Source organism: Promicromonospora sp. NFX87, assembly GCF_048564965.1.
In the GTDB taxonomy this organism is placed as follows: domain Bacteria; phylum Actinomycetota; class Actinomycetes; order Actinomycetales; family Cellulomonadaceae; genus Promicromonospora.
Genome location: NZ_CP183413.1, coordinates 408,282 through 433,036, shown reverse-complemented (window position 1 = coordinate 433,036; position 24,755 = coordinate 408,282). Strand labels below are relative to the sequence as shown.

Annotated in this window: 27 protein-coding genes; 14 read left to right on the top strand and 13 right to left on the bottom strand. The window is 72.1% G+C overall.

The annotated features are described in order from the left end of the window. The first annotated feature begins 25 nt into the window (after positions 1-25). On the top strand, positions 26-622 hold the full coding sequence (locus ACNYC2_RS02120; protein WP_419705472.1) for an isochorismatase family protein: 597 nt from the start codon (positions 26-28) through the stop codon (positions 620-622). Between the two features lie 79 nt (positions 623-701). Here the strand turns inward: ACNYC2_RS02120 and ACNYC2_RS02115 are convergent, their stop codons facing one another. Then, positions 702-2,486 carry a dolichyl-phosphate-mannose--protein mannosyltransferase gene (locus tag ACNYC2_RS02115; protein ID WP_419705471.1) on the bottom strand — a complete coding sequence of 595 codons (1,785 nt, stop codon included), beginning with the start codon at positions 2,484-2,486 and terminating at the stop codon, positions 702-704. Between the two features lie 33 nt (positions 2,487-2,519). Here ACNYC2_RS02115 and rsmI point away from each other — a divergent pair, with 33 nt between their 5' ends. Continuing rightward, positions 2,520-3,404 (top strand): 16S rRNA (cytidine(1402)-2'-O)-methyltransferase, encoded by an 885-nt coding sequence (rsmI, locus tag ACNYC2_RS02110; protein ID WP_419705470.1) that lies wholly within the window; start codon positions 2,520-2,522, stop codon positions 3,402-3,404. Between the two features lie 89 nt (positions 3,405-3,493). On the opposite strand, the gene ACNYC2_RS02105 is transcribed toward rsmI, so the two are convergent. After that, positions 3,494-5,056, bottom strand: coding sequence for a family 20 glycosylhydrolase (locus tag ACNYC2_RS02105; protein ID WP_419705469.1), 1,563 nt, complete (start codon positions 5,054-5,056; stop codon positions 3,494-3,496). Between the two features lie 48 nt (positions 5,057-5,104). Next, positions 5,105-6,724, bottom strand: coding sequence for a hypothetical protein (locus ACNYC2_RS02100; RefSeq protein WP_419705468.1), 1,620 nt, complete (start codon positions 6,722-6,724; stop codon positions 5,105-5,107). A 184-nt stretch (positions 6,725-6,908) separates the two neighbouring features. Between ACNYC2_RS02100 and ACNYC2_RS02095 the strand changes: the two genes are divergently transcribed. From ACNYC2_RS02095 to ACNYC2_RS02085, 3 genes are all read left to right on the top strand, one after another. Continuing rightward, entirely contained in the window at positions 6,909-7,499 is a 591-nt protein-coding gene (locus tag ACNYC2_RS02095) for a TetR/AcrR family transcriptional regulator (protein WP_419705467.1), read from the top strand. 186 nt (positions 7,500-7,685) lie between these two features. Beyond that, positions 7,686-8,114: an organic hydroperoxide resistance protein gene (locus tag ACNYC2_RS02090; RefSeq protein WP_419705466.1), complete on the top strand. Its 429-nt coding sequence runs from the start codon at positions 7,686-7,688 to the stop codon at positions 8,112-8,114. Positions 8,115-8,199: 85 nt separating this feature from the next. Next, positions 8,200-9,312, top strand: a complete 1,113-nt coding sequence (locus tag ACNYC2_RS02085; RefSeq protein WP_419705465.1) for a DNA alkylation repair protein — start codon at positions 8,200-8,202, stop codon at positions 9,310-9,312. Positions 9,313-9,344: 32 nt separating this feature from the next. Here the strand turns inward: ACNYC2_RS02085 and ACNYC2_RS02080 are convergent, their stop codons facing one another. Then, positions 9,345-9,917, bottom strand: a complete 573-nt coding sequence (locus ACNYC2_RS02080) for a TetR/AcrR family transcriptional regulator (RefSeq protein ID WP_419705464.1) — start codon at positions 9,915-9,917, stop codon at positions 9,345-9,347. Between the two features lie 78 nt (positions 9,918-9,995). Here ACNYC2_RS02080 and ACNYC2_RS02075 point away from each other — a divergent pair, with 78 nt between their 5' ends. Continuing rightward, positions 9,996-10,397, top strand: coding sequence for a PaaI family thioesterase (locus ACNYC2_RS02075; RefSeq protein WP_419705463.1), 402 nt, complete (start codon positions 9,996-9,998; stop codon positions 10,395-10,397). Between the two features lie 45 nt (positions 10,398-10,442). On the opposite strand, the gene ACNYC2_RS02070 is transcribed toward ACNYC2_RS02075, so the two are convergent. Next, entirely contained in the window at positions 10,443-12,245 is a 1,803-nt protein-coding gene (locus ACNYC2_RS02070; RefSeq protein ID WP_419705462.1) for a cytochrome c biogenesis protein DipZ, read from the bottom strand. Between the two features lie 164 nt (positions 12,246-12,409). Between ACNYC2_RS02070 and ACNYC2_RS02065 the strand changes: the two genes are divergently transcribed. Continuing rightward, a complete protein-coding gene (locus ACNYC2_RS02065) occupies positions 12,410-13,090 on the top strand; it encodes a fasciclin domain-containing protein (RefSeq protein WP_419705461.1) in 681 nt (226 codons plus the stop codon). Positions 13,091-13,222: 132 nt separating this feature from the next. Here the strand turns inward: ACNYC2_RS02065 and manD are convergent, their stop codons facing one another. The 4 genes from manD to ACNYC2_RS02045 form a co-directional block, all read right to left on the bottom strand. Beyond that, the gene (gene manD / locus ACNYC2_RS02060) at positions 13,223-14,437 is read right to left on the bottom strand and encodes a D-mannonate dehydratase ManD (protein WP_419705460.1); all 1,215 of its coding nucleotides are present in this window, start codon (positions 14,435-14,437) and stop codon (positions 13,223-13,225) included. A gap of 40 nt (positions 14,438-14,477) precedes the next feature. Next, positions 14,478-15,332, bottom strand: coding sequence for an endo alpha-1,4 polygalactosaminidase (locus ACNYC2_RS02055; protein ID WP_419705459.1), 855 nt, complete (start codon positions 15,330-15,332; stop codon positions 14,478-14,480). A gap of 99 nt (positions 15,333-15,431) precedes the next feature. After that, positions 15,432-16,079, bottom strand: coding sequence for an SDR family oxidoreductase (locus ACNYC2_RS02050; protein WP_419705458.1), 648 nt, complete (start codon positions 16,077-16,079; stop codon positions 15,432-15,434). A gap of 102 nt (positions 16,080-16,181) precedes the next feature. After that, positions 16,182-16,565, bottom strand: a complete 384-nt coding sequence (locus tag ACNYC2_RS02045; RefSeq protein ID WP_419705457.1) for a DUF4406 domain-containing protein — start codon at positions 16,563-16,565, stop codon at positions 16,182-16,184. Between the two features lie 48 nt (positions 16,566-16,613). On the opposite strand from ACNYC2_RS02045, the gene ACNYC2_RS02040 reads away from it, so the two are divergent. Then, positions 16,614-17,372 carry a DeoR/GlpR family DNA-binding transcription regulator gene (locus tag ACNYC2_RS02040; RefSeq protein WP_419705456.1) on the top strand — a complete coding sequence of 253 codons (759 nt, stop codon included), beginning with the start codon at positions 16,614-16,616 and terminating at the stop codon, positions 17,370-17,372. A gap of 45 nt (positions 17,373-17,417) precedes the next feature. Here the strand turns inward: ACNYC2_RS02040 and ACNYC2_RS02035 are convergent, their stop codons facing one another. Beyond that, entirely contained in the window at positions 17,418-18,284 is an 867-nt protein-coding gene (locus ACNYC2_RS02035; protein WP_419705455.1) for a GNAT family N-acetyltransferase, read from the bottom strand. Positions 18,285-18,417: 133 nt separating this feature from the next. Further along, positions 18,418-18,915 carry a pyridoxamine 5'-phosphate oxidase family protein gene (locus ACNYC2_RS02030; protein ID WP_419705454.1) on the bottom strand — a complete coding sequence of 166 codons (498 nt, stop codon included), beginning with the start codon at positions 18,913-18,915 and terminating at the stop codon, positions 18,418-18,420. A 202-nt stretch (positions 18,916-19,117) separates the two neighbouring features. On the opposite strand from ACNYC2_RS02030, the gene ACNYC2_RS02025 reads away from it, so the two are divergent. Then, positions 19,118-20,203: a phosphotransferase family protein gene (locus tag ACNYC2_RS02025; protein WP_419705453.1), complete on the top strand. Its 1,086-nt coding sequence runs from the start codon at positions 19,118-19,120 to the stop codon at positions 20,201-20,203. A gap of 27 nt (positions 20,204-20,230) precedes the next feature. On the opposite strand, the gene ACNYC2_RS02020 is transcribed toward ACNYC2_RS02025, so the two are convergent. Further along, positions 20,231-21,364, bottom strand: coding sequence for a TDT family transporter (locus ACNYC2_RS02020; protein WP_419705452.1), 1,134 nt, complete (start codon positions 21,362-21,364; stop codon positions 20,231-20,233). 86 nt (positions 21,365-21,450) lie between these two features. Here ACNYC2_RS02020 and ACNYC2_RS02015 point away from each other — a divergent pair, with 86 nt between their 5' ends. Next, entirely contained in the window at positions 21,451-22,341 is an 891-nt protein-coding gene (locus tag ACNYC2_RS02015; RefSeq protein ID WP_419705451.1) for a LysR family transcriptional regulator, read from the top strand. A 39-nt stretch (positions 22,342-22,380) separates the two neighbouring features. Here ACNYC2_RS02015 and ACNYC2_RS02010 read toward each other — a convergent pair whose 3' ends face one another. Next, positions 22,381-22,752 (bottom strand): winged helix-turn-helix transcriptional regulator, encoded by a 372-nt coding sequence (locus ACNYC2_RS02010; RefSeq protein ID WP_419705450.1) that lies wholly within the window; start codon positions 22,750-22,752, stop codon positions 22,381-22,383. Positions 22,753-22,833: 81 nt separating this feature from the next. Here ACNYC2_RS02010 and ACNYC2_RS02005 point away from each other — a divergent pair, with 81 nt between their 5' ends. The 4 genes from ACNYC2_RS02005 to ACNYC2_RS01990 are packed head-to-tail and all read left to right on the top strand — an operon-like array spanning position 22,834 to position 24,748. After that, entirely contained in the window at positions 22,834-23,244 is a 411-nt protein-coding gene (locus ACNYC2_RS02005) for a RidA family protein (protein WP_419705449.1), read from the top strand. Positions 23,245-23,298: 54 nt separating this feature from the next. Next, positions 23,299-23,469 carry a hypothetical protein gene (locus ACNYC2_RS02000; RefSeq protein ID WP_419705448.1) on the top strand — a complete coding sequence of 57 codons (171 nt, stop codon included), beginning with the start codon at positions 23,299-23,301 and terminating at the stop codon, positions 23,467-23,469. After that, entirely contained in the window at positions 23,469-24,176 is a 708-nt protein-coding gene (locus ACNYC2_RS01995) for a DsbA family oxidoreductase (RefSeq protein ID WP_419705447.1), read from the top strand. The genes ACNYC2_RS02000 and ACNYC2_RS01995 overlap by 1 nt, the downstream gene beginning before the upstream one ends. Further along, positions 24,173-24,748, top strand: coding sequence for a TetR/AcrR family transcriptional regulator (locus ACNYC2_RS01990; RefSeq protein ID WP_419705446.1), 576 nt, complete (start codon positions 24,173-24,175; stop codon positions 24,746-24,748). The genes ACNYC2_RS01995 and ACNYC2_RS01990 overlap by 4 nt, the downstream gene beginning before the upstream one ends. Positions 24,749-24,755 lie beyond the last annotated feature (7 nt).

Genomic DNA, 24,755 nt, shown 5'->3' with positions numbered 1-24,755 from the left:
GGGAGCTCAGTGGCAGAGTTGGGGGATGAGTATCAGCGAGGTCGGGAGTGAGCGGCGGGCCCTCGTTGTCGTCGACGTCCAGCCCACGTTCTGCGAGGGCGGCGAGCTCGCCACCGAGGGCGCGAACGAGATAGCGCACCGCGTCGCGGCCTACGCCGCGGCCCACCGCGACCGGTACGCCACCGTGGTGACCACGCAGGACTGGCACATCGACCCGGGCGAGCACTTCAGCGAGAACCCGGACTTCGTCGACTCCTGGCCGCCCCACGGCATCGCCGGCACGCCCAACGCCGAGCTGCACCCTGCGCTGGCCGACCTCGAGCCGGACGTCCGGCTCAAGAAGGGCCAGTACTCGCACGGGTACTCGGGCTTCGAGGGCGCGGACGAGCAAGGGCGCACCCTCGCGACGGTCCTGGAGGACGCCGGGATCACCGCCGTCGACGTCGTCGGTCTCGTGGAGTCGCACTGCGTCAAGCACACCGCGCTCGACGCCCGCCGCGCGGGCCTGGCGGCCCGGGTGCTGACCGACCTGACGATTCCCGTGTCGGAGGCGCAGGGCGAGGTCGCGGAGAGGGAGCTGACGGCCGCGGGCGTGGACCTGCGCGACTCGTCCGCCGTCTGATCCCGCGACCCGTCGGTCGAGCTTGTCGACCGGTCTCGACAAGCTCGACCAACGAGGACAAGCTCGACCGACGAGGGCGTCAGATCCAGCTGGGTAGCACCATGAGCCGCTGCCAGTAGTCGTACGGCACCGGCATCGCCGTCCAGATCGGGTAGTAGAGCACGCTCACGCCCACGATCAGCACCACCACCACGGCCGCGAGCCAGCACACGATGCGCCGGTCACCGCTCCTGCGCGAGGTCCGCTCGATCCCTACGGCCAGCAGGTACACGAGGGTCAGGATCACGAACGGCGTGAACACGATCGTGTAGAAGGTGAAGATGGTCCGGTCGGCCAGCGGCCAGGAGTACTGGAACCAGGGCAGCCAGCCCGCGGCGATCCCCGTCAGGGCCGCGGCGCCGCGCCAGTCGCGGAACCGGATGGCGAGCACCAGCACGATGGGGATCGCCACCGCGCCCAGCCACCACAACAGCGGGTTGCCGAGCGACGTCACGGCGGTCGCGCAGTCGCCCACGGCGTCGGCGGGGCAGGGGCCCTGACCCGGCGCGTACTTGTCCCAGTAGAACGACGTCGGACGCCACTGCACTATCCAGCCCAGCGGGTGCGACGCGTAGTTGTGGTCCGAGTCCAGGCCCGTGTGGAAGTCCCACATCATGTGGTGGTACTCCCACAGCGACCGCCCGGCCTCCCAGGCGCCCTGCGCCCAGCCCCAGTCGGGCCACCAGGTCGGCGGTGCGACGCCGTTCACCTCGGCCCAGTTGCGCAGGTACGACTTCGGGTGCGCGAACCACGCGGACCAGGACGCGATGTAGACGGCGACCACGGTGGGCAGCATGATCAGGGCGGCAGGGACGGCGTCGACCACCAGCGCGTCCTCCCACCAGCGCTCGACGCCCGCGGTGCGCCGCGCCGTCATGTCCCAGATCACCGTGAGCAGGCAGAACGCCGCCACGAAGTACAGGCCCGACCACTTGACGCCGCACGCGAGGCCCAGCGACACCGCGGCCGCGAACCGCCAGCCGCGGAACCCGAGCCGCGGACCGTACTTACCGATCGCCCCGCCGGCGTCGACGATCTGCGCGACGCGGTCGGCGAGCCGCCGTCGGGCCCATTCCCGGTCCAGCACCAGGCAGCCGAACGCGACCAGGACCCAGAACATGAGGAACTGGTCCAGCAGGCCGGTGCGCGAGTGCACGATCGCCTCGCCGTCTACCGCGAGCAGGAGGCCCGCGACCAGACCCAGCATGGTGGACGAGAACATGCGCCGGGCGATCCGCACCATCAGCAGCACGGCCAGGATGCCGATCACGGCGCTGGCGATGCGCCAGTGCATCGGGTCCTGCGCCCCGCCCATGAGGCGCATCCCGATGGCGATCATCCACTTGCCGACCGGCGGATGGACCACGTACTCGGCCTCGTCGGTCTTGTACGAGCTGACGTCGCCCGCCTCGAACGCCGGGTTCGGCTCGTCGGGCCACGCCGCCTCGAAGCCGAGGCTGGCCAGCGACCAGCCCTCCTTGACGTAGTAGGTCTCGTCGAAGACCAGCTTGCCGGGGCGCCCGAGCTCCCACAGCCGCGCTCCGGCGGCGATCGCCGTCACGACGAGCGCGCCGAGCACGCCCCAGAACCGGTCGGAGACGGTCCGCCCGAGCGCGAGGCGGCGCTCGCCCAGGAGATCGCGCAGGAGCTGGTCGCGCACCGGGGGTTCAGGCTCCGCAGCCCGCTGTCCGACGGCGGGGAACGACCCGGTGCGCGTCACGTGGCCGGCGACGGCCTCCCGGCGCATGTGCGCGCCGTACGTTCCGGGCAGAGCCTGCTCCGTTGCGGCGAAATGCGCTCCTGTGGCGTCAGGCTGCTGAGACACCGGGCCAGCATAGAGCGTGGGACCCTGTGGTTCATGACCGAACCGTCCCTGGTTCCCGGGCCCGCGCCCGAGGCCGGCTCCCTCGTCCTGGCCGCCACGCCGATCGGCAACACGGAGGACGCCTCACCGCGGCTGATCCGCCTGCTGGCCCAGGCCGACGTCGTGGCCGCGGAGGACACCCGCCGTCTGCACGGGCTGGTCGGCCGGCTCGGGGTCGAGGTGCGCGGCCGGGTGACCAGCTACCACGAGCACAACGAGACGGCACGGGCCGACGAGCTGCTCGACGTGGTCGCCGGGGGCGGCACGGTGGTGGTCGTGACCGACGCCGGGATGCCCTCCGTCTCGGACCCCGGGTACCGGATCGTGGAGCGCGCCATCGAGCGCGACCTGCGCGTCACGGCGGCACCGGGACCGAGCGCGGTGCTGACGGCGCTGGCGCTCTCCGGCATGCCGACCGACCGCTTCACCTTCGAGGGCTTCCTGCCGCGCAAGGCCGGCGACCGCGCCCGGACGCTCGGCGCCCTGGCCACCGAGCCGCGCACCATGGTGTTCTTCGAGGCGCCGCACCGGATCGCGGAGACGCTGGCCGCCATGGCCGTCGCGTTCGGGGAGACCCGGCCCGCCGCCGTCGCACGGGAGCTCACCAAGACCTACGAGGAGGTGCTGCGCGGGCCGCTGGCGGACCTCGCCGGGCGGGCGGCGGCGGAGCAGCTCCGCGGCGAGATCTGCGTGGTGGTCAGCGGCGCGCCCGAGGTGCAGGCGAGCGTGGACGACGTGGTGGGCGAGGTCCTGGAACGGGTCGCGGCCGGTGAACGGCTCAAGGCGGCGGTGGCCGAGGTGGCGGAGACGGCAGGCGTCCCAAAACGCGACCTCTACGCGGCCGCCCTGGCCGCCCGCCCCGCGAAGCCCGCGAAGTAGAGCGCCTGTCCGGACGCCCGCTCTACTTCGCCGACGGCCTGTTGGCGAAGTAGAGCGGGCGTCCGGACAGGCGCTCTACTTCGGCGACGTCACCAGTCGATCTGGGGGGTGGGGTGGTAGGCCGCGTTCTCGCGCCGCCAGGTGGCCGCCTCGACCGCTACGCGGGCGCGGAACGACTCCCAGTCCTTCGCCTGCGGCTGCGACCACGCGGTCTCGGCCACCGCGGCGAGCCGGGGCAGCAGCATCGAGAACAGGTCGTCGCGGCTCTCCAGGGTCTCGGTCCAGACGGCGGCCGAGACACCCTCGATCGCCGACCCGGGCAGGCCGTCGATCAGGGCCGCCGGGTCCCAGTCGTAGGAGTCGTGCAGCTCGACGAACGCCGCCCAGCTCTGGCCCAGCGGATGCTCGGGCGTGTACTTCATGTCGAGGTAGGCCCGGTCGGCCGGGGACATCACGAACTTCGCACCGGCCTGCGCGGCGCGCACGAACGGCGCGTGGTCCGGCCGGGTGTCCCAGTACTGCAGGATCGTGCCGGGCCGGACGAGCGCGGGCTCCTCGCCGTCGGACGCGGCGGCATCAGCGCCCGACGCCGCAGACGTGCCCGCCAGCGCCGCGGCCGCCGCCTGGTCGCCGTGCGCGGAGCCCCCGGCCTCCTGCCAGGCGACGGGCGTCTTGCCCGCACCGCCGATGATCTCCTGGCACAGCACCACGAACCGGCCGAACTCCTCGGGCTGCATCACCAGCACCTCGTCGCCGCCGAAGTGCACCCACGGCCCCAGCGTCATGCGCGCGACGTCGGTGAATACGTCCCGCAGGAACGGCTCGGTGGCCGGCAGGTCGAGATGCAGCTTCGAGAAGCCGACCTCGATCCCGTCATAGACGTCGGTCGGCTCGCCGGACGGCATGAGCTCCCCGTAGGCGTGGGTCGCCGCGTTGACGTGCCCGGGGACGTCGATCTCCGGCACCACGACGATCTCCCGCTCGGCCGCGTACTCCTGCAGCTCGCGGTACTCCTGCGCGGTGAGGAACCCGCCCGTCGCGCCCGACACCGCGCCCTGCGACGACTTCCCCGTCAGCTCGGGCCGGGACGGGATCTCCAGCCGCCAGCCCTGGTCGTCGGTCAGGTGCAGGTGCAGCCGGTTCATCTTGTACGAGCCCACGAGGTCCACGACGGCCCGCAGGTCCGCCGGCCCGAACCAGTGCCGCACCACGTCCAGCGACAGCCCGCGCCACGCGTACCGCGGCTCGTCCCGCACGACGACGGCGCCCACCTCGAGCGGCCCGCCGGCCTCCCGGCGGCCGGCGTTCACGAGCTGCCGCAGGGTGCGCACACCGTGCAGCAGGCCGCTCCGTTCGGGCGCCGCGACGGTCACGCCGTCGGCGGTCACGGTCAGCGTGTAGCGCTCGGGGTTGCCGGAGCCGGCGGGGCCCGCTGCGGGGTCCGGAACGAGGGTCACCGGAACCCCGCCGTCCGGCACCACCAGGGCGCCGGCGGCGGCGAGGAGCTCGCCCGCGAGGTCCGCGACCGCGTCGTCAGCCGCGCGGACGGTGACCGTCGTGAGGTCCAGCACCCCCTCGGCCGGCTCGAGCTCGACAGGTGCTGGGATGACGGCGTCGGCGACGATGCCCGCGCCGCTGCTCACGGTGGTCACGATTGTTAGGGCCCCTTCGCTCCGATGGTTGCCCGCAGTTTCGCAGGTTCAGCTGGCGGAGACCAGACCCAGGAGCGGTTCGGTGGGCATGATGCTGGTGGGATCGGCCGGGACCGCGCTGGGCGCGGACCAGCCCAGGACGGCGCCCTGGGGGAGGTCGGCGGCGACGTCGGCCCACACGCCGTCCGCCGTGGCCTGCCCCTCGGCCGGACCAGCCGCGGTGAAGACGACCGCCACCTGCGGCGGGACCCGCAGGGCCGCCCGGTCCACCACCGACGCCGCCGTGGACTGGTGGACCTCCAGCATGATCTGCGGCAGGCTGCGCGCCGTCGCCATCGCGGCAAGCCGGTCGACCACCGCCTGCAGCTCCGCGACGGGCACAGCGCCCGCCTCCGCGCCGTCGCCGGCCATCCGGAACTCCGGGTGCACCGACAGGCCGACGCCCGGCTTGGCCAGCAGCGGCTCGATCTCCTTGAGCTTCGCGGCCAGCGGCTTGTTGCCGGGCGCGACGTCGAGCAGCACGGGCTGGCCTGCCTCGCGGATCGCGTCGACCGCCGGGGTGAGCAGCTCCAGCGGCTGCTCGTCGACGTAGTCGCCGTCCTCCCCCGCCGCGCCGGACCGCACGCTCGCGGTGACGGTGACCAGGGGCGTGCCGCCCAGCAGCTCGCCGTTGGCAGCGGCTCCGGCCACGGCGCCGGCAGCGTCGGCGGCCGGGTCGGTGGAACCGGCGGGCACGGTGTACGACGTCGACACGTACCGGCCGGGGAACAGCTGCAGCGCGCCGTCGGGCAGCGTCGTGCCCGACGTCGCCACGGCCACCTGCCAGCCCAGGTCGTCGGCCGAGCCGAACTCGCTGCCGATCCCGACCACGCCGAGCGGCTGGAGGGTGCGGATGGTCTCGACGGTCTCCGGTCCGGCGACGATGCTGCCGCCCGGGACCGTCACCGGGACGGCTCCGGCGGCGAGCGCCGTGCCGATCGCCGCCTCCTGCCCGAGCTTCGGGTCCACCGCCACGAGGATCTCCTGCAGCAGCTCCGGGTCCGCGACGTCGGGGATCTTCGCGCGCAGCCCGTCCACCTTGCTCGCGTCGAGGCGGTCAGCGGTGGGTATCTGGACCTTGGTCACGTTCTGCTTCTTGTCGTCATCGCCGCCACGGCCGGCGGAGGCGGCAGCCTCGGCGGCCGCGCTCAGCGCACCCGGGTCGAACCGGACCACGTCTGCCTTGCCGGTGGCCTCCCCGGCGGCGGCGACCGCCGCCTCGTCACCGATGACGACGACGGTGCTCGCGCCGAGCCGTTCGAGCTCCGTGACGAGGTTGTCGTCCGAGACGCCGCCGTCGGTGAGGAGCACGGGGGCGGTGACGGCGGCACCGGTGGCCGCGGCGGTCGAGCGCGCGTCGTCGTCGTCGGCCGATGCGAACACGGCTACGGGAGAGGCGTGGAAGAAGGCCTGGCTCGCGGTGAGCGCGAGCTCTGCGGGGTCCGTCGAGTCGAGCACGAGTGCCGGCCCGGACGGTTCACGGACCTGAAAGTTCTCCCCCGTCCTGCCGTCGACACCCTCGGCCGTCGGCACCGTGCAGCCGGCGAGGACGAGGGCGGCTGCCGCGAGCAGAGCCGCAGCGGACGCAGATCGGTGGTGCGGGACGAATCGGGCGTTCCGGATGACCACGGATCACATTCTCCCCCACGACGTCGGGATGTGGAAACCCCGGGGTGGCGGCGAACCCAACGCAGACCGACCGCTGGGTGAACAGGTCGGACGCGCGAACGGAAGGTAGACGAACCCGTCAGTACACCTCCGCGTAGACTGTTCGTTCCGATCACCCGGAACGACCACGGAAGCAGATGGCGCGATGAGCACCACCACATCGGGCGGCCCGACCACCCGGGACCGCATCCTCGACGCGGCGACCGAGCTGTTCTACTCGCAGGGGATCCGCGCGGTGAGCGCGGACAAGATCATCGAGCGTGCCGGGATCACGAAGGTCACGTTCTACCGGCACTTCCGCACCAAGGACACGCTGGTCGTGGCCTACCTCGAACGACAGGCAGGCTGGGAGCGCCAGGCGCTCGACGGCGTGCGCGCGGCCACCGGCGACGACGCCGAGGCCCTCCGCCGGTTCGCCCGCGCCGTCGGCACCGAGACGTGCCGCCCGGGCTTCCGCGGCTGCTCGTTCATCAACGCGGCCGCCGAGTACGCCGACCCGGACAGCCCGGTCCGGAAGATCGTCGCGGAGCACCGCGCCTGGTACCGGCAGACCTTCGCCGCGATGGCCGGGCAGCTGGGCGTGGCCGACCCCGAGCAGGCGGCCGACGAGCTGATGATGCTGCGCGACGGCGCCATGCTGACCGGCTACCTCGACGACCCGTCCCGGGTGGGCGGCGCCCTGGAGCGCGCGATCTTCGCAGTGGTCGACGCCGCCCGGGCCGGCTCTCCCGCGTAGACCGCACCCCGATCGACCTGATCGAGCCCGCCGCCACCTCACGTGGCGGCGGGCTCGACCCGTCCTGCCCGCGACCCCGTTCGGACCGCTACTTGTGTCGAGCCACATTCACCCCTTACGGTAGACGTACTAGTTCGTCTACATGGTCGGCGCCGCACGCGCACCGGCCTCGAGAAGGAGCACAACATGGCTGACAGCATCTACACCGCGGTCGCGACGTCCACCGGCGACGGCCGCCGCGGAGGCCAGGTCGTGTCCGACGACGGCGTGCTGGACCTCAACCTGGCCATCCCGACCGCGATGGGCGGCCCGGGCGGGGGCACCAACCCGGAGCAGATGTTCGCCGCCGGCTGGGCTGCGTGCTTCCACAGCGCGCTGAAGTCCGTGGCCGCCGCGCACAAGGTGCAGATCAACGACTCCGCGGTGGTCGCCGAGGTCGGTATCGCACCGCTGGACGGCGGCGGCTACGGCCTGAGCGCCGCGCTGCACGTCGAGGTCGCCGGGGTGGACCAGGAGACCGCCGACAAGCTGGTCGAGGGCGCGCACGCCATGTGCCCGTACTCGAACGCGACGCGCGGCAACATCCCGGTGACGGTCGACACCACGATCGCCTGAGCTCGTCGAGCGCCAGTGTCAGAGGCTCAGGTCACCATGGTGACCTGAGCCTCTGACACGTCCGCCCTCGTCGAGAAGGAACCGCATGCCGTTCGCCGACCAGCTCATCAGTGACCGCACGGCCACCACCCTCACCAAGGCCGTGGCCGCGGCGGCACCGGGCGTCGCCCTGCACGCGCTGCCCGCGGTGGCCGGCCGGCTCGGTGAGCTCTCGCTCCGCGAGCGGGCGGACCTCCTGCGCGACGCGCTGCTGGCCGACCTGCCGGGCGGGTACGCGGACCTCGCCCGCGTGGTCCGCGCGGCGCGCGACGGCGCGACGCCGTTCACGGGCTGGCTGATCTGGCCCGTCACGAGCGCCGTGGCGGCCAGGGCCGTTGAGGAGGGGACGGACGCCGCCTTCGACGACGCGATGGCCCTCCTGGCCGAGCTCACCGGACGCCTCACCGCGGAGTTCGCGGTGCGCACCCTCCTGCGCCACGACCTGGACCGCGCCCTCGGCATCGCCGCGGACTGGGCCCGGTCGGACGACACCGACGTGCGCAGGCTGGCCAGCGAGGGCACGCGCCCGTACCTGCCCTGGGCGGTGCGCGTGCCGGAGCTGCTCGCACGTCCCGGGACGACGGTCCCCGTCCTCGACGCCCTGTACCGGGACGAGAGCGACTACGTGCGCCGCTCCGTCGCCAACCACCTGAACGACCTCAGCCGTGACCATCCCGAGCTGGTGGTCGCCACGGCCGGGCGCTGGCTCGCCGAACCCGTCGCGACGACCCAGGGCCTCGTCCGGCACGCGCTCCGCACGCTGGTCAAGCGCGGGCACCCGGGCGCCCTCGGGCTGCTCGGGTTCGGCCCCGCCGCCCTGGAGATCGACGGCCCGGTGCTCGACGGCGACCGCGTGCCGTTCGGCGGCACGCTCCGGTTCACGGCGGAGGTCCGCAACGTCGGCGCCGAGGAGGCTCGGCTGTCCATCGACTACGTCGTCCACCATCAGAAGGCCAACGGCTCCCTGACTGCCAAGACCTTCAAGCTGACCACCCGGACCCTCGCCCCCGGCGAGCACGTGCGGCTCAGCCGTGAGCACTCGTTCCGGCCGATCACGACCCGCCGCTACTACCCGGGCCCGCACGCCGTCGCGCTCCAGGTCAACGGCGTCGCCACGGATCTGGCCTCGTTCGAGCTGGACCAGCCGGCGGGAGCCTGACCGGCGACACGAGGACGGGCCCGCGGCGGCCGTCAGCCCAACGAGGTCCGGACGATCCCGGTGACCACGTCGGCGAGATCCGGCGGGATCGGCCTGCCACCGCTCAGGTACCGCCGCACCGCCGCGTAGGGCAGGTCGACGACGACAAGAAGGAGCTCGGTGGTCGTCACCGACGTCGTGGCGCGGACCCGGCGGGTCAGGCCTCGGATCGCCTCGTTCCAGCGCGCGCTCTCCGCCGCCTCGGCCTCCCGGGCCGCCTCGGGCCAGGCCTCGGCGTCGAACCGCGAGCGGCCCGCGAGCAGTACATGCGCGTGCGCCGGCTCGGCCTCGCACCACCGCACGGTGTAGGCGGCGAGCGCGGCGGCCGCCTCGACCGGGTCCCGGTCGAACAGGGGGTACGCGTCGCTGTGGTAGCTCGCTATCGCGCGGTTCCAGAGGGCGGCGAGGAGCGCCGGGCGGTCGGGGAACCGGTAGTAGAGGGACCCGCTCGGCACGCCGGCCTCGCGGATGACCGCCGCCATCGTCACCTTCGCCGGCCCGTCCGCGCCGAGGATCCGGCCTGCCGCGTCGAGGATCGCCGAGGTGTCGTGGGTCGCGCGGGGCATGCGTTGACGGTACTCCAGCACCTCGTTAGAGTCTGGTCTCTAGAGACTACTCTCTACAACAAGTCGGAGGAGGAGACCATGCCCCTGACCGCTGACGAGGTCTACGCGGCGGCGCCGTTCGTCAAGACGCTCGGTGTCGAGCTCGACCAGATCACGCCGGAGGCCGTCGTCGGGCGGCTGCCGTTCACGCACGACCTGTCGACGGTAGGGGGCGGGCTGCACGGCGGGGCGCTGATGGGGCTGGCCGACGGCACCGCCGCCGTCTGCGCCGCTGCGAACGGAGAGCCCGGAGCGCTGCCCGCGACCGTGGACTCCACCACCCACTTCCTGCGCCCCGTGGTGGGCCAGGCCGTCGCCACGGCCTCCCCGATCAGGTCGAGCGGCCGCCAGGTGCTCGTCGAGGTGCGGGTGACCGACGAGTCCGGTGCGCTGTGCGTGCACGTGCTCCAGACCGTGCGCCTGGTCTACGCGGGTACGTAGCCGGGCGCCAGCGCCTGTCCCGCACCCGAACTCGTTGGTCAGACGTCAGCCGAAGGTCATCGTGTAGACCTGCACGCCCTCCGGGACCTCGAGGTCCACCAGTCCCTCGGTCGGCCCGTCGCCCTCGAGCACCGGGTAGAGCCTCGGGTTGCCCGAGACGTCGATGCTGGTGGTGGTCGAGCGGCCGCCGGTGGTCACCGTCGACTCGACGGTCCCTTCCCCGCCGAGGACCACGAAGACGTCGGCCGACCGGTAGGCGAGGCGCACCCGGGCGTCGTCGGACACCGCACGCGCGCCCTGGAAGTCGACCTCCCAGGTGCCGCCGAGCGAGAAGGTGTCCTGCTTCTGCTCGTCGGCGAGCGTGAACTCCTGGCGGCCCGCCGCGTACCTCGGCTCGCCGGAGTAGTTGATGACGCGCTTGATGGAGAAGTAGGTCTCCGGCGTGATCTCGTCGAGCGGCGTCGCGTCCTGGACCGTGGTGGGCTCCGGCAGGTCGACGCCGGGGTCGGCGTCCGCCAGGAGCTCGCGGATCAGCTTCTCCGTGTTCTCGTACCCGCCCTCGCCCAGCCGGATGTGCCGCACGGTGCCGTCCGCGTCGATCAGGTACTGCGCCGGCCAGTAGCGGTTCCGGTAGGCGGTCCAGGTCGCGTAGGAGTTGTCCTGCGCGATCGGGTAGGTCACGCCGAGGTCCTTCGCCCCCTGGATCACGTTGCGCGTCTCGCGCTCGAACGCGAACTCGGGGGTGTGCACCCCGATCACCTCGAAGCCCTCGCCGACGTCGGAGTACCTGTCGTACCAGGCGTTCAGGTGCGGGATGGACCGCTGGCAGTTGATGCAGGAGTAGGTCCAGAAGTCGACCAGCACGACCTGCCCGCGCAGGGCCTCCAGCTGGAGCGCTTTGCCGTCCGGCGTGTTGAGCCACTGGTCGATGCCGCGGATCTCCGGTGCGGTGCCGCAGTCCTCCAGGACCGGCGCGCCGTTCGAGCAGTTGGACAGCTCGCGGTTCTCGTCGGTCACGAGGCCGCCCAGGTCGAGCGCCTCGCGCACGGTCTCCGAGGAGTCGATGCGCTGCTGCAGCGCGCCGGTGTAGTCCGGGAGCAGCCGCTGGATCGCCGCGGGCACGTTGAAGGCAAGGGCGATGGCCAGGAGGATGACGACGATGCCTCCGCCGGTGCGGATCGCCGTCGTGTGGCGCTGGAAGGCCTGCACCCGCTCGGCGATCCGGCGTCCCGCCAGCGCGAAGACCAGCAGCGGGATCGCGGCGCCGACGGCGAACGACACGGTCAGCGCGACCGTCTCGACCCCGATGTTGCCCGTCGCCCCGGCGACCGTGATCGCGGCGAGCACCGGTCCGGCGCACGGCACGTAGAGCACGCCGAGGCCGAGGCCCAGGGCGAACGCGCCCCGGTCCTGCCGCGCGGCGCCGCGCTTCGCCCCGAAGACGGCGATGCGCTGGAAGGGTCGTTCGAGGATCGTCTCGAACCGGGGCACGATCATGCCGATACCCAGCAGGACGAGCAGGGTGATGCCGGCCCAGCGCAGCAGGTCCTGGGGCAGACCCAGCACCGAGAGCAGCAGGGAGCCGAGCAGCGTGAAGACGCTGAAGCTCAGGACGAGCCCGGCGATGACTGTGTAGGGGCGCAGGGAGCGCCGCGTGCGGACGGCGGTGGTCGTACCTCCGCCGGCAGCGGCCCCTGCGTCGCCAGTGGGACGCGCGCCGTCCGCGCCCCGTGTCCGCGCACCCTGCACGCCGCCCGCGAAGAAGATCACGGGCAGCATCGGCAGGATGCACGGCGATATTCCGGTGATGAGGCCTCCCAGGAGGCCGATGACGATGAGGGTTCCCATGTGGCGGGTTCGGCACACCGGCGGTTCCGGATTGGTCGGGCGAGCGTCCGGGACCGGCGGAAAAACTCGTGCACATCCATCCCCATCCGGTTGGCGATCGGCTCCGAACCACGGGCAAGACGCTCCGTGAGAACGCGGAGCGACGCCACACCGAGGAGAGACCGATGAACGTTCGTACCCGTAAGTCCTACGCAGCTGTCGGCATCACGGCCATCGCCCTCCTGGGCCTCACGGCCTGCTCGGGTTCGGATGCCGGTGCATCCGGCGGGAGCGAGACGACGGCGAGCGAGGAGACCGCGGCTCCCGAGGAGGAGCCCACGGACGAGATGACCGACGACATGGTCGACCCGGCCGCCAACCTCGTCGGCCCCGGCTGCGCGGCCTACGCCGAGCAGGTGCCGGACGGCCCCGGCTCGGTCACCGGCATGTCCACGGACCCGGTCGCCGTGGCCGCCTCCAACAACCCGCTGCTGAAGACCCTGGTCGCGGCAGTGAGCGGCGAGGTGAACCCCGACGTGAACCTCGTCGACACCCTGAACGGCGACGAGTTCACCGTGTTCGCCCCGGTCGACGACGCCTTCAAGGCGATCGACGCCGCCACGATGGACACCCTGTCCAAGGACAGCGACCTGCTGACGCAGATCCTGACGTACCACGTGGTGCCCGGCCAGCTCACCCCCGACCAGGTCATGGGCGAGCAGACCACCGTCCAGGGCGAGACCCTCGAGGTCACCGGCAGCGGTGACGAGCTCAAGGTGAACGACGCGAACGTGATCTGTGGTGGCGTGATGACCCAGAACGCGACCGTCTACCTCGTCGACGCGGTGCTCATGCCGAAGATGTGACCCTCCCGCCGAAGTAGAACCGTGGCGAGATAGAACCGCAGCGAGGTAGAACCCGAGTCGGGTTCTACCTCGCTGCGGTTCTATCTCGCCACGGTTCTATCTCGCCAGGGTTCTACTTCGGCGGTCAGCCGGTCACCAGTCGTGGACGGAGCCGTCCTGGAGGCGGTTGACCGGGAGGTAGCCCGGCTCGTACGGGTGGGCGGCGGCCTGCTCCTCGTCCAGCTCGACGCCGATGCCAGGAGCCTCGCCCGGGTGCAGGTAGCCGTCGTCGAACGTGTACGCGTGGCGGAAGACCTCGTTGGTGAGGTCGGTGTGCCCCGAGTACTCCTGGATGCCGAAGTTGTGGATCGCGAGGTCGAGGTGCAGCGCCGCGGCCATGCCGACCGGCGAGATGTCCTCCGGCCCGTGGATCGCGCTCTTGATCCCGCGCTGGCCGGCGTAGTCGAACAGCTTCTTCAGGGGGCTCACACCCCCGAAGTGCGTGACGGCGGAGCGCACGTAGTCGATCAGCCGGTCGTCGACGAGCGTCTGGTAGTCGAACACGGTGTTGAACACCTCGCCGATGGCCAGCGGTGTCGTCGTGTGCTGCCGCACCAGGCGCAGCGCCTCCTGGTCCTCGGCGGGCGTGCAGTCCTCGAGCCAGAACAGGTCGTACGGCTCCAGGTCCTTGCCGAGCCGGGCAGCCTCGATCGGCGACAGCCGGTGGTGCGCGTCGTGCAGCAGCGGCAGGTCCGGGCCGAACTCGTTGCGGACCGCCTCGAAGACGCGCGGGATGTACCGCAGGTACGCGGCGGTGTCCCAGTCCTCGACCACGGGCCGGGCGAGCACGTCCGGCGCCGAACCGTCGGCCGACGCCGTGGCGTGGACCCCGTAGACCGACTGCAGACCCGGCACCCCGCTCTGCACGCGGATGCTGCGGTAGCCGCGCTCCTGCATCGCCCGCACGGAGTCGAAGATCTCGGGCAGGCTCGCGCCGCTCGCGTGCCCATAGGCCATGATCCGGTCCCGGCTGGCGCCACCGAGCAGCTGGTACAGCGGCAGACCGGCGACCTTCGCCTTGATGTCCCACAGGGCGACGTCGACGGCCGCGATGGCCGCCATCGTGACGGGGCCCCGGCGCCAGTACGCGCCGCGGTAGAGGTACTGCCAGGCGTCCTCGATCCGGTGCGGGTCCCGGCCGATCAGCAGCGGCACGACGTGGTCGCGCAGGTAGCTGACGACGGCCAGCTCCCGCCCGTTGAGGGTCGCGTCGCCGAGCCCCGTCACACCGTCGTCGGTGGTGATCTGGAGCGTGACGAAGTTACGGCCGGGCGAGGTGACGACGACCTTGGCGTCGACGATCTTCATGCGGCGGCTTTCTGTCGGCGGGAATGGCAGGGCGAGCAGTTCAGCACTGTTCGTAGGCGTAGGCGGCGGCGTCCGGACCCACCAGGTCACGGTCGCGCAGGATCGTCAGCGGGGCGCGGTCCGGGTCGGCGCAGACGGCGTCGAACCCCTCGGGGAGATTGTCCGTGTACTCGATCTGGAGCACGTGCTCCCCGTAGACGCCGGTGTACGAGCCGCACTCGTCGTAGGCCGCGCACTCCTCGGTGACCGCGAAGTCGAAGCCGAGCTCGCGAGCCGCCGTCGTCGCCTCGGCGGCATTCTTCTGGCCGATGGCGAGGCCCGACTCGTGCGCGAGGTCGATGTACGAGCCGGCGAGCGCGAGCGCGGCGTCCTGCTCGATCAGGCCGGTAGCCGGTTCCGTGAACCGGGTCCAGGTGTCGAGGTTGTCGATCTCCACCGCGTCGAAGCCCGCGTCGGCGCACCCCGTGATCACCTGGCCGAGGATGTCGACGATGCCGGCGCGCTTCGCCTCGGTCGACGGGTCCAGGACGTACTCGTCCGGCCAGTCCGGGTCGACGACGAGCTTCCCCGCCGCGTCGTGCAGCAGCAGGTCCTCGTTGCCGCCGAGCCAGAGGTCGGCCTCGCCGGGCTGGGTCTGGAACCCGTTGACGTAGCAGACGTTGTAGGCGCCTGCGGCAGGCTCGGCCGTCGCGTCCCGCACCACGACGTCGAGCCCGCCGTCGAGCTCGTAGGCGGCGCCGAGCTGATAGTCGAACCGCCCGCTCGTCGGCGGCAGGGTCGCGGATACGGCTTCCTGACCTGCGGGGTCGTCTACCGCCTGCCCCGTACCGGAGCCGGCCTGACAGGCCGTGAGCGTGAGGACTACGAGCGCGGCGGCGATCAGCTGCTGAGGCATCTGCCGATCGTATGGGCAGCCGAACGGCAGCTGTGCGCAGGGCGGTCAACCGATCAGTCGGAGTGAGCACTCCGCCGTGCCGGTCACGTCCCTCCGCGGTCAGACGGCGGTGACCGCCTCGGCGATCGGCGTCCCGCCGTTGCCGAACGCGATGGTGCGCCCCACGGTGGTGCTGTCCGCCAGGACCGCCGCGACCACCGCTGCGACGTCGGCACGAGAGACCCTGCCGTCGCCCGGGTCGGCCACCTCGATGAGTCCCGTGGGCTCCTCCAGCGTGAGCGGGCCGGGCTGGAGGATCGTGTGGTCGAGGTCCGAGGCCCGCAGGTGCTCGTCGGCCGCCGTCTTCGCCTCGGCGTAGGCGAAGAACGAGTTGTCCTCCGGCACTCCGTGACCAGGCCCTGCGCCGAGGTACGACACCATCACGTAGCGCGATACGCCCGCCGCCTTCGCGGCTTCCATCGAGCGGACGGCGGCGTCGCGGTCGACGGCGTAGGTGCGCTCCGGACTCCCGCCGCCCGCACCGGCCGACCACACCACGGCGTCCTGCCCGTCCAGGAGAGCGGTCAGACCGTCGGTATCGAGGTGCTCGACGTCGGCGATCAGCGGGATCGCTCCGGTGGCCGCTACCTCGTCCTGGTGGTCGGGATTGCGGATCACGCTCGTGACGACGTCGCCTCGCTCCACGAGGAGAGGGGCGAGCCGGAGCGCGACCTTGCCGTGGCCACCGATGATGAGAACGCGGGACATGGTGCTTCCTTCCGTCGGGTTCGGCTCCAGGCTATGCCGCTTGATCGATGCGGGCGGCAGCGAGGGGCCCGTCCAGAGCCGCCGGTCCGCCGGGGTAGCCGGTCATGCGATCTCCTGCGGCACGCGACGGGGGATCTCGGCCACGTCGTGGTAGACGGCCAGGCCGCGACGCCGCGCGATGGCGACGTCCTGGTCGGCTCCGGCGGAGTCGCCGGGCAGGCGCAGCACCGCGTCGCAGTGCGCGAGCAGGCGATCGGCAGCCGGGTACAGGACCTCGTCCGCCAGGGGGTCGGTGATCCCGGCGCCGGCGGAGCGCAGCACGGGCAGGGCCACCCACTCCCCGATCATCGGGATGTGCCCGGCCTCGAAGACCGGCCATGCGGCGGCCTCGAGGCGGGCGAGGTTGGCGGCCATGGCCTGTGGGTCGCCGTCGGTGCCGGAACGGTAGGGGCCGGCGATCAGGATCAGCAGGGGCTTGTCGGTCATGGGTGCTACCGTACATGCAGAAACGTGCAACAACGGGAGAGACTACGGATGCTGGCTGCTGAACGACGCGATCACCTGCTCGGCCTGCTGGCTCGCGAGGGCAAGGTCGTCGCCAAGGACGTCGCCGCGAACCTCGGCATCTCCGAGGACAGCGTGCGGCGCGACCTGCGCGACCTCGCGGCCGAGGGACTGGTCCAGCGGGTCTACGGCGGCGCGCTCCCCGTCTCGCCGGCCGTTGTCGGCTACGCGGCGCGGCAGAGCGTGGCCCCGGACAGCAAGCGCGAGGTCGCCTCGCTCGCCGCCGGGCTCGTGCGCCCCGGCGGGGCGCTCATTCTCGACGGCGGGACGACCGCCCTCGCCGTGGCCCAGGCGCTCCCGCCGGATCTCGCCTGCACCGTCATCACGCACAGCCCGACCATCGCCGTCGCCCTGCTCGACCATCCACAGGCGGAGATCTTCCTGCTCGGCGGCCGGGTCTTCAAGCACTCGGCGGTGGCCTACGGTGCCGCCGCGGTCGAGGCGGCGCAGAACGTCTCCGCCGACATCTGCCTGATCGGCGTCACCGGCGTACACCCCGAGGCAGGCCTGACCACCGGAGACGCAGAGGAAGCCGCGATGAAGCGGGCCCTGTCCGCCCGGGCAGCGGAGACGTACATCCTGGCGTCGTCGGAGAAGATCGGGACCGCCTCACGGTTCCGGGTGCTGCCCTGGGAGAAGGTGAGCGGGGTCATCACGGACGCGGACCCGCACGACGCCGTCGTCGAGCAGATCAGAGCGCTGGGTGTCGAGGTACTGACCACACGGTGACGCCCCCTGCTCGGCGACCTTGCCCGGATGCCGGCGAGTGAGCGGTCACCCGGCCCGGCGACGGTCCAGACGCTCGGGGAGGCGCTCGAAACCGGCCGACATGTAGGTGGCGACGGCAGCGACGCGGGTGCTCTCGGTCATGACGAGGGCGCTCGACGACCCCAGCCCGCGCAGGGCGTCCGCCCCGGCGACGGTGAGCGCCGTGCCGTAGCCGTGACCGCGCTGGTGCGGGTACACCCCCAGCGGCTCGATCAGCCCGGGCTTCCCCGGCCCGGCCGACCACACCGTGATCGCCCCCACGGCCTCGCCCGCGCCGTCGTAGCCGAGCAGGCACCGCGCGTCGGCGTAGAGAGGCCCGGCCGCCATCGCGTGCCATCGCTCGTCGGTGAACGTCGAGCCGTCGAACGCCGCACGCTGCACCGCGGTGCGCTCGCTCACCCGGTCCGGCCCGACCACCTCGACCCGCACGCCGGCGTCCTCGACCGGCTCGGTGAGGTCACGCAGCAGCGGGGTGAACGGTTCGTCGGCGCCCCAGCCCTCGCCCGCCAGCAGGTCGTACACCAGGGCGTCGGACGGCGCCTCGACGTTCACCGCTCCCTCGGGGAGCACCCCGTGCTCCGGCTTTGTCACGTCCGCCACCAGCTGCCGCGCGAGCTCCTCGTCGCGCCGCACGTCGGGCGCCGTCGTCAGCCGCAGGACCGTGGCGCCGTCGAGCAGGCCGACGGCGAGCACCCGCCCGTCCCGGCTCCAGGTCCGCAGGGCCTCGGCGGTCCGCCGAGCACCGAACCTCCAGAACCAGCCCACGTCCCCCGGATGCAGCTGTACCGGTGCGGCGTCGTCCTGCCACTCGCGCAGCGTGTCGACGACGTCGCTCAGCTCGTCGGTCCCGGGCTTGCTGATGATGACCGCCATGAGCCGATCCAACCTCCCCGCGCGACCTGTCCGCGATCCTTTTTACGACCGCGAACCGACCCACGTTCCCAGGCTTCAGGCGACCATTACCCCGGGGGTTACGGCACGCGGAAGCCTTCTGAAGCGAAGGCCGTCACGCCCGCTGGCGCTCCGCACGCTCACGGATCAGCTCCTCGACCGCGGTCGGCAGGGTCGTCTCGAAGTCGATCAGCTTCGCCCACGTCGGGGTCACGGCCACCCGGACCATCCCGTCGTAGAGCGAACGGACCTCCTTCTCCCACTCGACCCGCTGCTCCGCCGTCATCTCATAGCTGGTGTTCATCGTCAGGTACTCGTCCGGGATGCCGTCCACGTCGTCCAGCTCCGCCCGCCCGCGGATCAGCAGGATCTTGGGCGGGTGCACCTCGGTGTCGATGGTCAGCGCGACCGTCGGGTTCGCCGCCAGGCTCGCCAGCTTCGGAGCGTTCCTCGTGGTGCACATGACGATCGTCGAGCCGTTCCAGACGAACGCGATGGGGACGTTGCGCGGCGTGCCGTCCTTGGCCACGTAGGCCAGGCGGGTGATGTCGCGGGCCAGCAGCTCCTGGCTGTAGGGGTGGTTCAGGACCTCGGTGATCTCGTTCTGTTCCATCGGTGTCGCTCCTCGGGTTGTGGTCCGGCCCGTGCGGCCGCTTCTGACCCTGGGACGGAGCCGCCGCCGGTTTCTCGACATGGGTCGCGAGATCCGGTCGCGGGATCCCGCCACATCAAGAATGAAATGCGCATTTTTCGCCCGGCCGTGGTCGGATGTGCTTCGTCCGAAACTCCACAGCGCCGTTGCCGTGAGGAACCCGATGACCGAGCGTGTGCTGCCCGACGCCGACACGATCGAGGCCGCGCTGGCCTCCCACGACGGCCCCTGGGGCGCGGGCGCGCGAGTCCTCTCGGTCGTGGACCAGTCGACCGGCCTCGGTCAGGCAGCGGTCCTGCGGGCGAGCATCGCGGCGCCGAACACCTGCCCGTCCCTGTGGGCGGTCAAGATCCTGGGCTGGGGCCGCCACACCCTGCTCGACTCACGCGACAGCCTGCTGGACCGCCGCGAGGCGCACTTCTACGGCAGCGGCATCTCCGACCTGCTGCCCAACGGGCTGACGACGCCGCCGGCCGCGACGGTGTTCAGCCATCACGGCTTCACCTGGGTGGTGATGCGCGACATCGGCGCCGTCCTGCAGCAGAGCTGGACCCCCGACACCGCGACGATCGCCGCCAGGCGTGCCGCTCTCCTGTACATCCCGGGGGTGCTGCGCCCCGGCCTGCTGGACGCCCCCTGGCTGGAGCTGGAGGGCTATGCCGCCTATACCCATCACATCCAGGCGGGCCACGAGAACCTCGAGGCGCTGCCCGGCGACCCGCTGCTCCGGGCGCTGTTCACGTCCGACCAGATCCGCGACCTGCACACCTGCCTGGACGCCGCCGAGAGCCTGGGCGCACGTGCCGCCGAGCTGCCGAAGACCCTGGTCCACGGTGATCTCACGCCCCGCAACGCCGGCCTGGACCCGCGCGGCACGCTCGCCCTCATCGACTGGGAGCACGTCGGCGTCGGGCCCGTGGGGTTCGACCTCGGCACCTTCGTCTCCCTCTACCGCGGGTTCGGTGGCTCCGGCGAGCTGGACGAGCCGGCGATCCTCGAGACCTACGGCCGGGCCCTCAGCGAACTCGCCGGGACCGACCTGCGCCACGCCGCGGCCCTCGGCTTCGCCATAGCCCATCTGACCTGGGGGCTGCACCTCCGCCTCGGCCCCGGTCTGACGCTGGTGCGCCAGGGCTTCCAGCACGACAACCCGGCGAAGCTCGCCGCGCACGTCGACGACCTCCGGTCCGGAGGCCTGCGCGCCCTGTCCTGGGCGGCCGCGGCCGGGGTGGTGACGGCGGTCCACTGACCGCGCGGTCGGCTCAGCCGATAGTCCTCAGCCAACGGTGGTCAGCACGCGGCGCTCGCCGAGCACCTCGGCCGGCGCCGACGTCGGTGCCGGCGTCGGTACCGGCGCCGGCCGCCACCCGAGGCTGTCCCATGCGGTCCGGACGGCGACGGCCGCCCACGCCACGACCAGCCCGGCGAAGAGCAGCACGGAGAGCACAGCGAGCGCCGTCAGCCCGGTGTGGGCGGCGAGCCCGGCGGTCGCCGTCACGCAGGTGCCGACCGGGAACGTGAACGACCACCAGGTGAGCGAGAACGGCAGCCCGTGGACCGCGGCGCGCACCGTGACGGCGGCGGCGATGGCCGCCCACATCAGGGCGAAGCCCAGCACCGAGACCCCGAACACGACGGCGAAGTACACGAGCCCGCGCTCGAAGGTGGCCCCGAACGTGCCGCCCGCGTGGGCCGCCAGCAGGCCGGCAGCGGTGACCGACTGGCCGAGCGGACCGAGCGCTATCCACAGGGTGGGGACCATCCTGGCCTCGCCCACCTGGTGGTGCATCAGCCGGCTCCAGAGCTGGGGCAGGATCATGAGCGACGCGACGAGGCTCAGCCCGAACATCGCGTAGCACGCCAGGAGCATCGTCTCGCGGGCCTCCCCCGGCGCGATGTGCGGCAGGAGGAGCGCACCGGTCGCGGCCGAGACCATGGGCGGGACCACCGGCATGAGCCATCCGGCGAAGGCCGCGTCGGGCGCGTTCCGGTGCCGCGTGAAGGCGAGGTACGGCACGGCCACCGCGCTGACCAGGCCGGCGACCGTCCCGATGGTCCACAGCACCGCGTCGATGGCGACCGCGGCCTGCAGGCCCACCACGTCCCGGCCGATCAGGAGCGTCCCGGCGCCCACGGTGAGGAGCGCCATCGGCGGGGCCCCGTAGAAGTGCGCCATCACCGGGTCGGCGTGGTGCTTGCGCGCGGCGGCGGGGTGCCGCAGCCAGTGCAGCACCGTGGCGGTCAGGAAGAAGACGAGCATCGCGGACGCGAGCAGCCAGACGCCGACCGCGGCCTGGCGCAGGCCGGGGATCTGCACGGGCAGCGTCACCGCGGCGTTGGCGACTATCCCGGTACCCATCACCGAGGCGAACCAGTTCGGTGTCACGTTCGCGATGCTGAAGCGGGCCATACGCCTCAGTCTCCCTACCGGCGGACCCGGCCGGTATCCTCGATCTCATTGTGGAACCACAACCTCACGTTGTAGCTGGGAGCGGTGTGGACCTGCCGTCGCTCCGGCTCCTCTCGGCGATCGCGGAGGTCGGCTCGATCACCGCCGCGAGCAGGACGCTGGGCATCACCCAGCAGGCGGCGTCGACCCGCATGCGCCGGCTGGAACGCATGCTCGGGGTGGCGCTCCTGGTCCGCGGGCCGCGCGGCAGCACGCTCACCCTCGACGGCACGATGGCGGCGCAGTGGGCCGCCGAGACGGTCGAGGCGGCCGACCGGTTCGACGCCGGTGTTGCCGCGCTGCGCACCGCCGGTCACGCACGACCCCTGGTGATCGCCGCGAGCCTCACGGTCGCGGAGTACCTGCTCCCCCGCTGGCTCATGACGCTCCGGGGGCAGGACGCCGCCGAGCACGCGATCTCGGTCACCGCGACGAACAGTGCGCACGCCATCGAGCTGGTCGCCGACGGCAGCCACCAGCTCGGGTTCGTGGAGACGCCGACAGAGATCCCCGGCCTGGTCACCACCACGGTCGCGAAGGACGAGCTCGTCGCCGTCGTCGCGCCGCAGCATCCCTGGGCCCGACGACGCGGCGTGACCGCCGCCGAGCTCGCCCGCACGCCGCTCGTCACCCGCGAGAAGGGCTCCGGCACCAGGCTCAGCGCCGAGCAGCTCCTGACCGACGCCGGGCACGAGATCGCCACCCCGCTGGCCGAGCTCCCGACCACCGCGGCGGTGCGAACGGCCGTCGCGTCGGGTGCGGCGCCGGCGGTGCTCAGCATCCTGGCCGTCCGGGACGACCTCACCGCCGGCCGGCTGGTCCGCGTCCCGGTCAAGGGCCTGCGCTTCGTCCGCGAGCTGCGCGCCATCCGGTCGCCCGGGTCGTCGCCGCTCCCGCTGCTGGAGAAGCTGCTGGCCGTCGCGGCGCGGAACGGCTGAGCCGACGGCGCCGTCGTCAGGCCGCGTCACGCTCCGGGTTCAGTCCTCGGCGTCGAACCGCACCCGCGCCCGCTCGACGTCGGGCATGTTCTCGGCGCTCCAGTGGAAGAGCGCGTCGATGAGGTCCTGGATGGATCGCCCGAGCGCCGAGATCCGGTACTCGACGGCGATCGGGCGCGAGCTCACGATGACCCGGTCGACCATGCCGTTGCGCTCGAGGCGCCGCAGCGTCGCCGTCAGCGACTTCTGGGTGACGACCGGGATGGCCCGGCGCAGCTCGTTGAACCGCAGCGGCTGCTCGCACAGCTCGTCCAGCACCTGCAGCGACCACTTGTCGAGCACCTGGTCGAGGAGCTCGCGGTGATGGGCGGAGATCAGGATGCGCTCGGCGGGCTGAGTGGTATCCGGCATGAAACCTAGTCTCGTTGAAGTTCCTTTCGGACACCAGGTAGACATGAGATACCAGCTAGACCCGCAACGAAGGGACCTTCCATGACCGTGCAGCTGCTCACCCCCGAGGGCATGTTCCAGCCAGTCCCCTATCACCACGTCTCGGTCGGCACGGGCAGCCGCCAGGTGCACGTGGCCGGCCAGATCGCGCGCGACGCCGAGGCGAACCACATAGCGCCCGGCGACCTCACCGGCCAGGTGGAGCAGGCGCTCCGCAACACGGCGCGTGGCCTCGCCGGCGCCGGCGCGACCTTCGCCGACGTCGTGCGCCTCCGGTTCTTCGTCACGCACTGGAGCCCCAAGAAGATGGGCGACTTCATGGAGGGCCTCGAGAGCGTGTCCGACGAGCTCGGCATCCCGCGGCCCCTGCCGCCGGTCTCGCTGATCGGCGTCGACTACCTGTTCGAGCCCGATGTGCTCGTCGAGGTGGAGGCGTTCGCAGTCCTCGACTGAGCCGCGGGCAGCGATCTTGACGCATGGTTCAAGTTCCGCCTAGGGTTCTTGACCATGACGTCAAGTAATGTGATCGCGGATCCGGCCCCGGTGGTCGGCTCCCCCGCGGAGAAGTCCACCGAGGCCGTCGACGCCGCCGCGTCGCCCGTGCCCGCGTCGCCGTTCGAGCTCCTGCCCACGGGCGACGCGTTCGGCGTCTGCGACCTGGACGGGGTGTGCTCCTGATGGCCGGCGAGGCCTTCGGCCAGGCCACGGACCGCCTGGTGGTCGACGTGTGGAGCGACGTGATGTGCCCGTTCTGCTACATGGGTGACACGCTCCTGGCGCAGGCCCTGGAGAAGTTCCCGCACGCCTCCGGCGTCGACATCCGCTACCACAGCTTCCTCCTGATGCCCCACCTGACCGACGACGACGCCCCGGTCACCCCGACCGAGCTGCTGTCGGCCAAGCACGGCCTCCCGCGCGAGCAGGCACAGGCGATGAACGACCAGGTCACCGAGCGTGCCCGCCAGATCGGCCTGGACTACCGCCTGGACCAGGCCCAGGCGGTGGCCACCCGCACCGCGCACCAGCTCAGCCACTTCGCGGCCGCGCACGGCAAGCAGCACGAGCTGGTCCAGCAGCTGTTCAAGGCGTACTTCACCGACGGGCTCAACGTCGCCGACCACCAGGTCCTGGCGGACCTGGCCGCCGAGGTCGGCCTGGACCGCGACGCCGCTCTCGCCGCGCTGGAGAGCGGGGAGTTCGCGGACGCCGTCGAGGCCGACATCCAGCAGGCCCACCAGTACGGCATCCAGGGTGTGCCGTTCTTCGTCTTCGGCGGCAAGTACGCCGTCTCGGGCGCACAGCCGGTCGACGCGTTCCTGCAGGCGCTGGGCACGAGCTGGGCCGAGACGGTCGGCACGCCCGCCTCTGCCGGGGCCGGTCGGTGACGTCGGAGAACCCGCGCCTGCGCGCCGATGCGCAGCGCAACGTCGAGGGCATCCGCCTGGCTGCCCTCGACGTGTTCCGCGCCCACGGGCTGAACACCCCGCTCGACGCCGTGGCGCGCGCGGCGGGCGTCAGCAAGGGCACCATCTACCACCGCTTCGGGGGCCGGCAGGGCCTGATCGACGCGGTGGTCGAGGAGCTCGTCGCCGAGCGCATCACGGGCATCATCACGGCGGTCGGCGCGATCGAGGACCCGGTCGAACGGTTCGAGAGCTACCTACGGCAGATCTGGCTGCTCCAGTACGACGAGCCCGCCGCGAACGACGTCCTGCTGCGGTCCATGCCCACCTCCGGAGCGGTGAACGCCCTGTGCGAGCACGCCAACGAGAACGCCGCGAGGCTCCTCGCCGACGCGCAGGCCACCGGCGAGGTCCGGGCGGACCTCACCCCGGAGGACGTCTGGCTCCTCATCTGGGAGCGCGGCATCATCGCCCGGGCCTGTGCCGAGCAGCCGCGCGAGGGCTACCGCCGACGCTCCGAGTACACCCTCCGGGGCCTGCGCAGCGACTCCTAGGACAGCG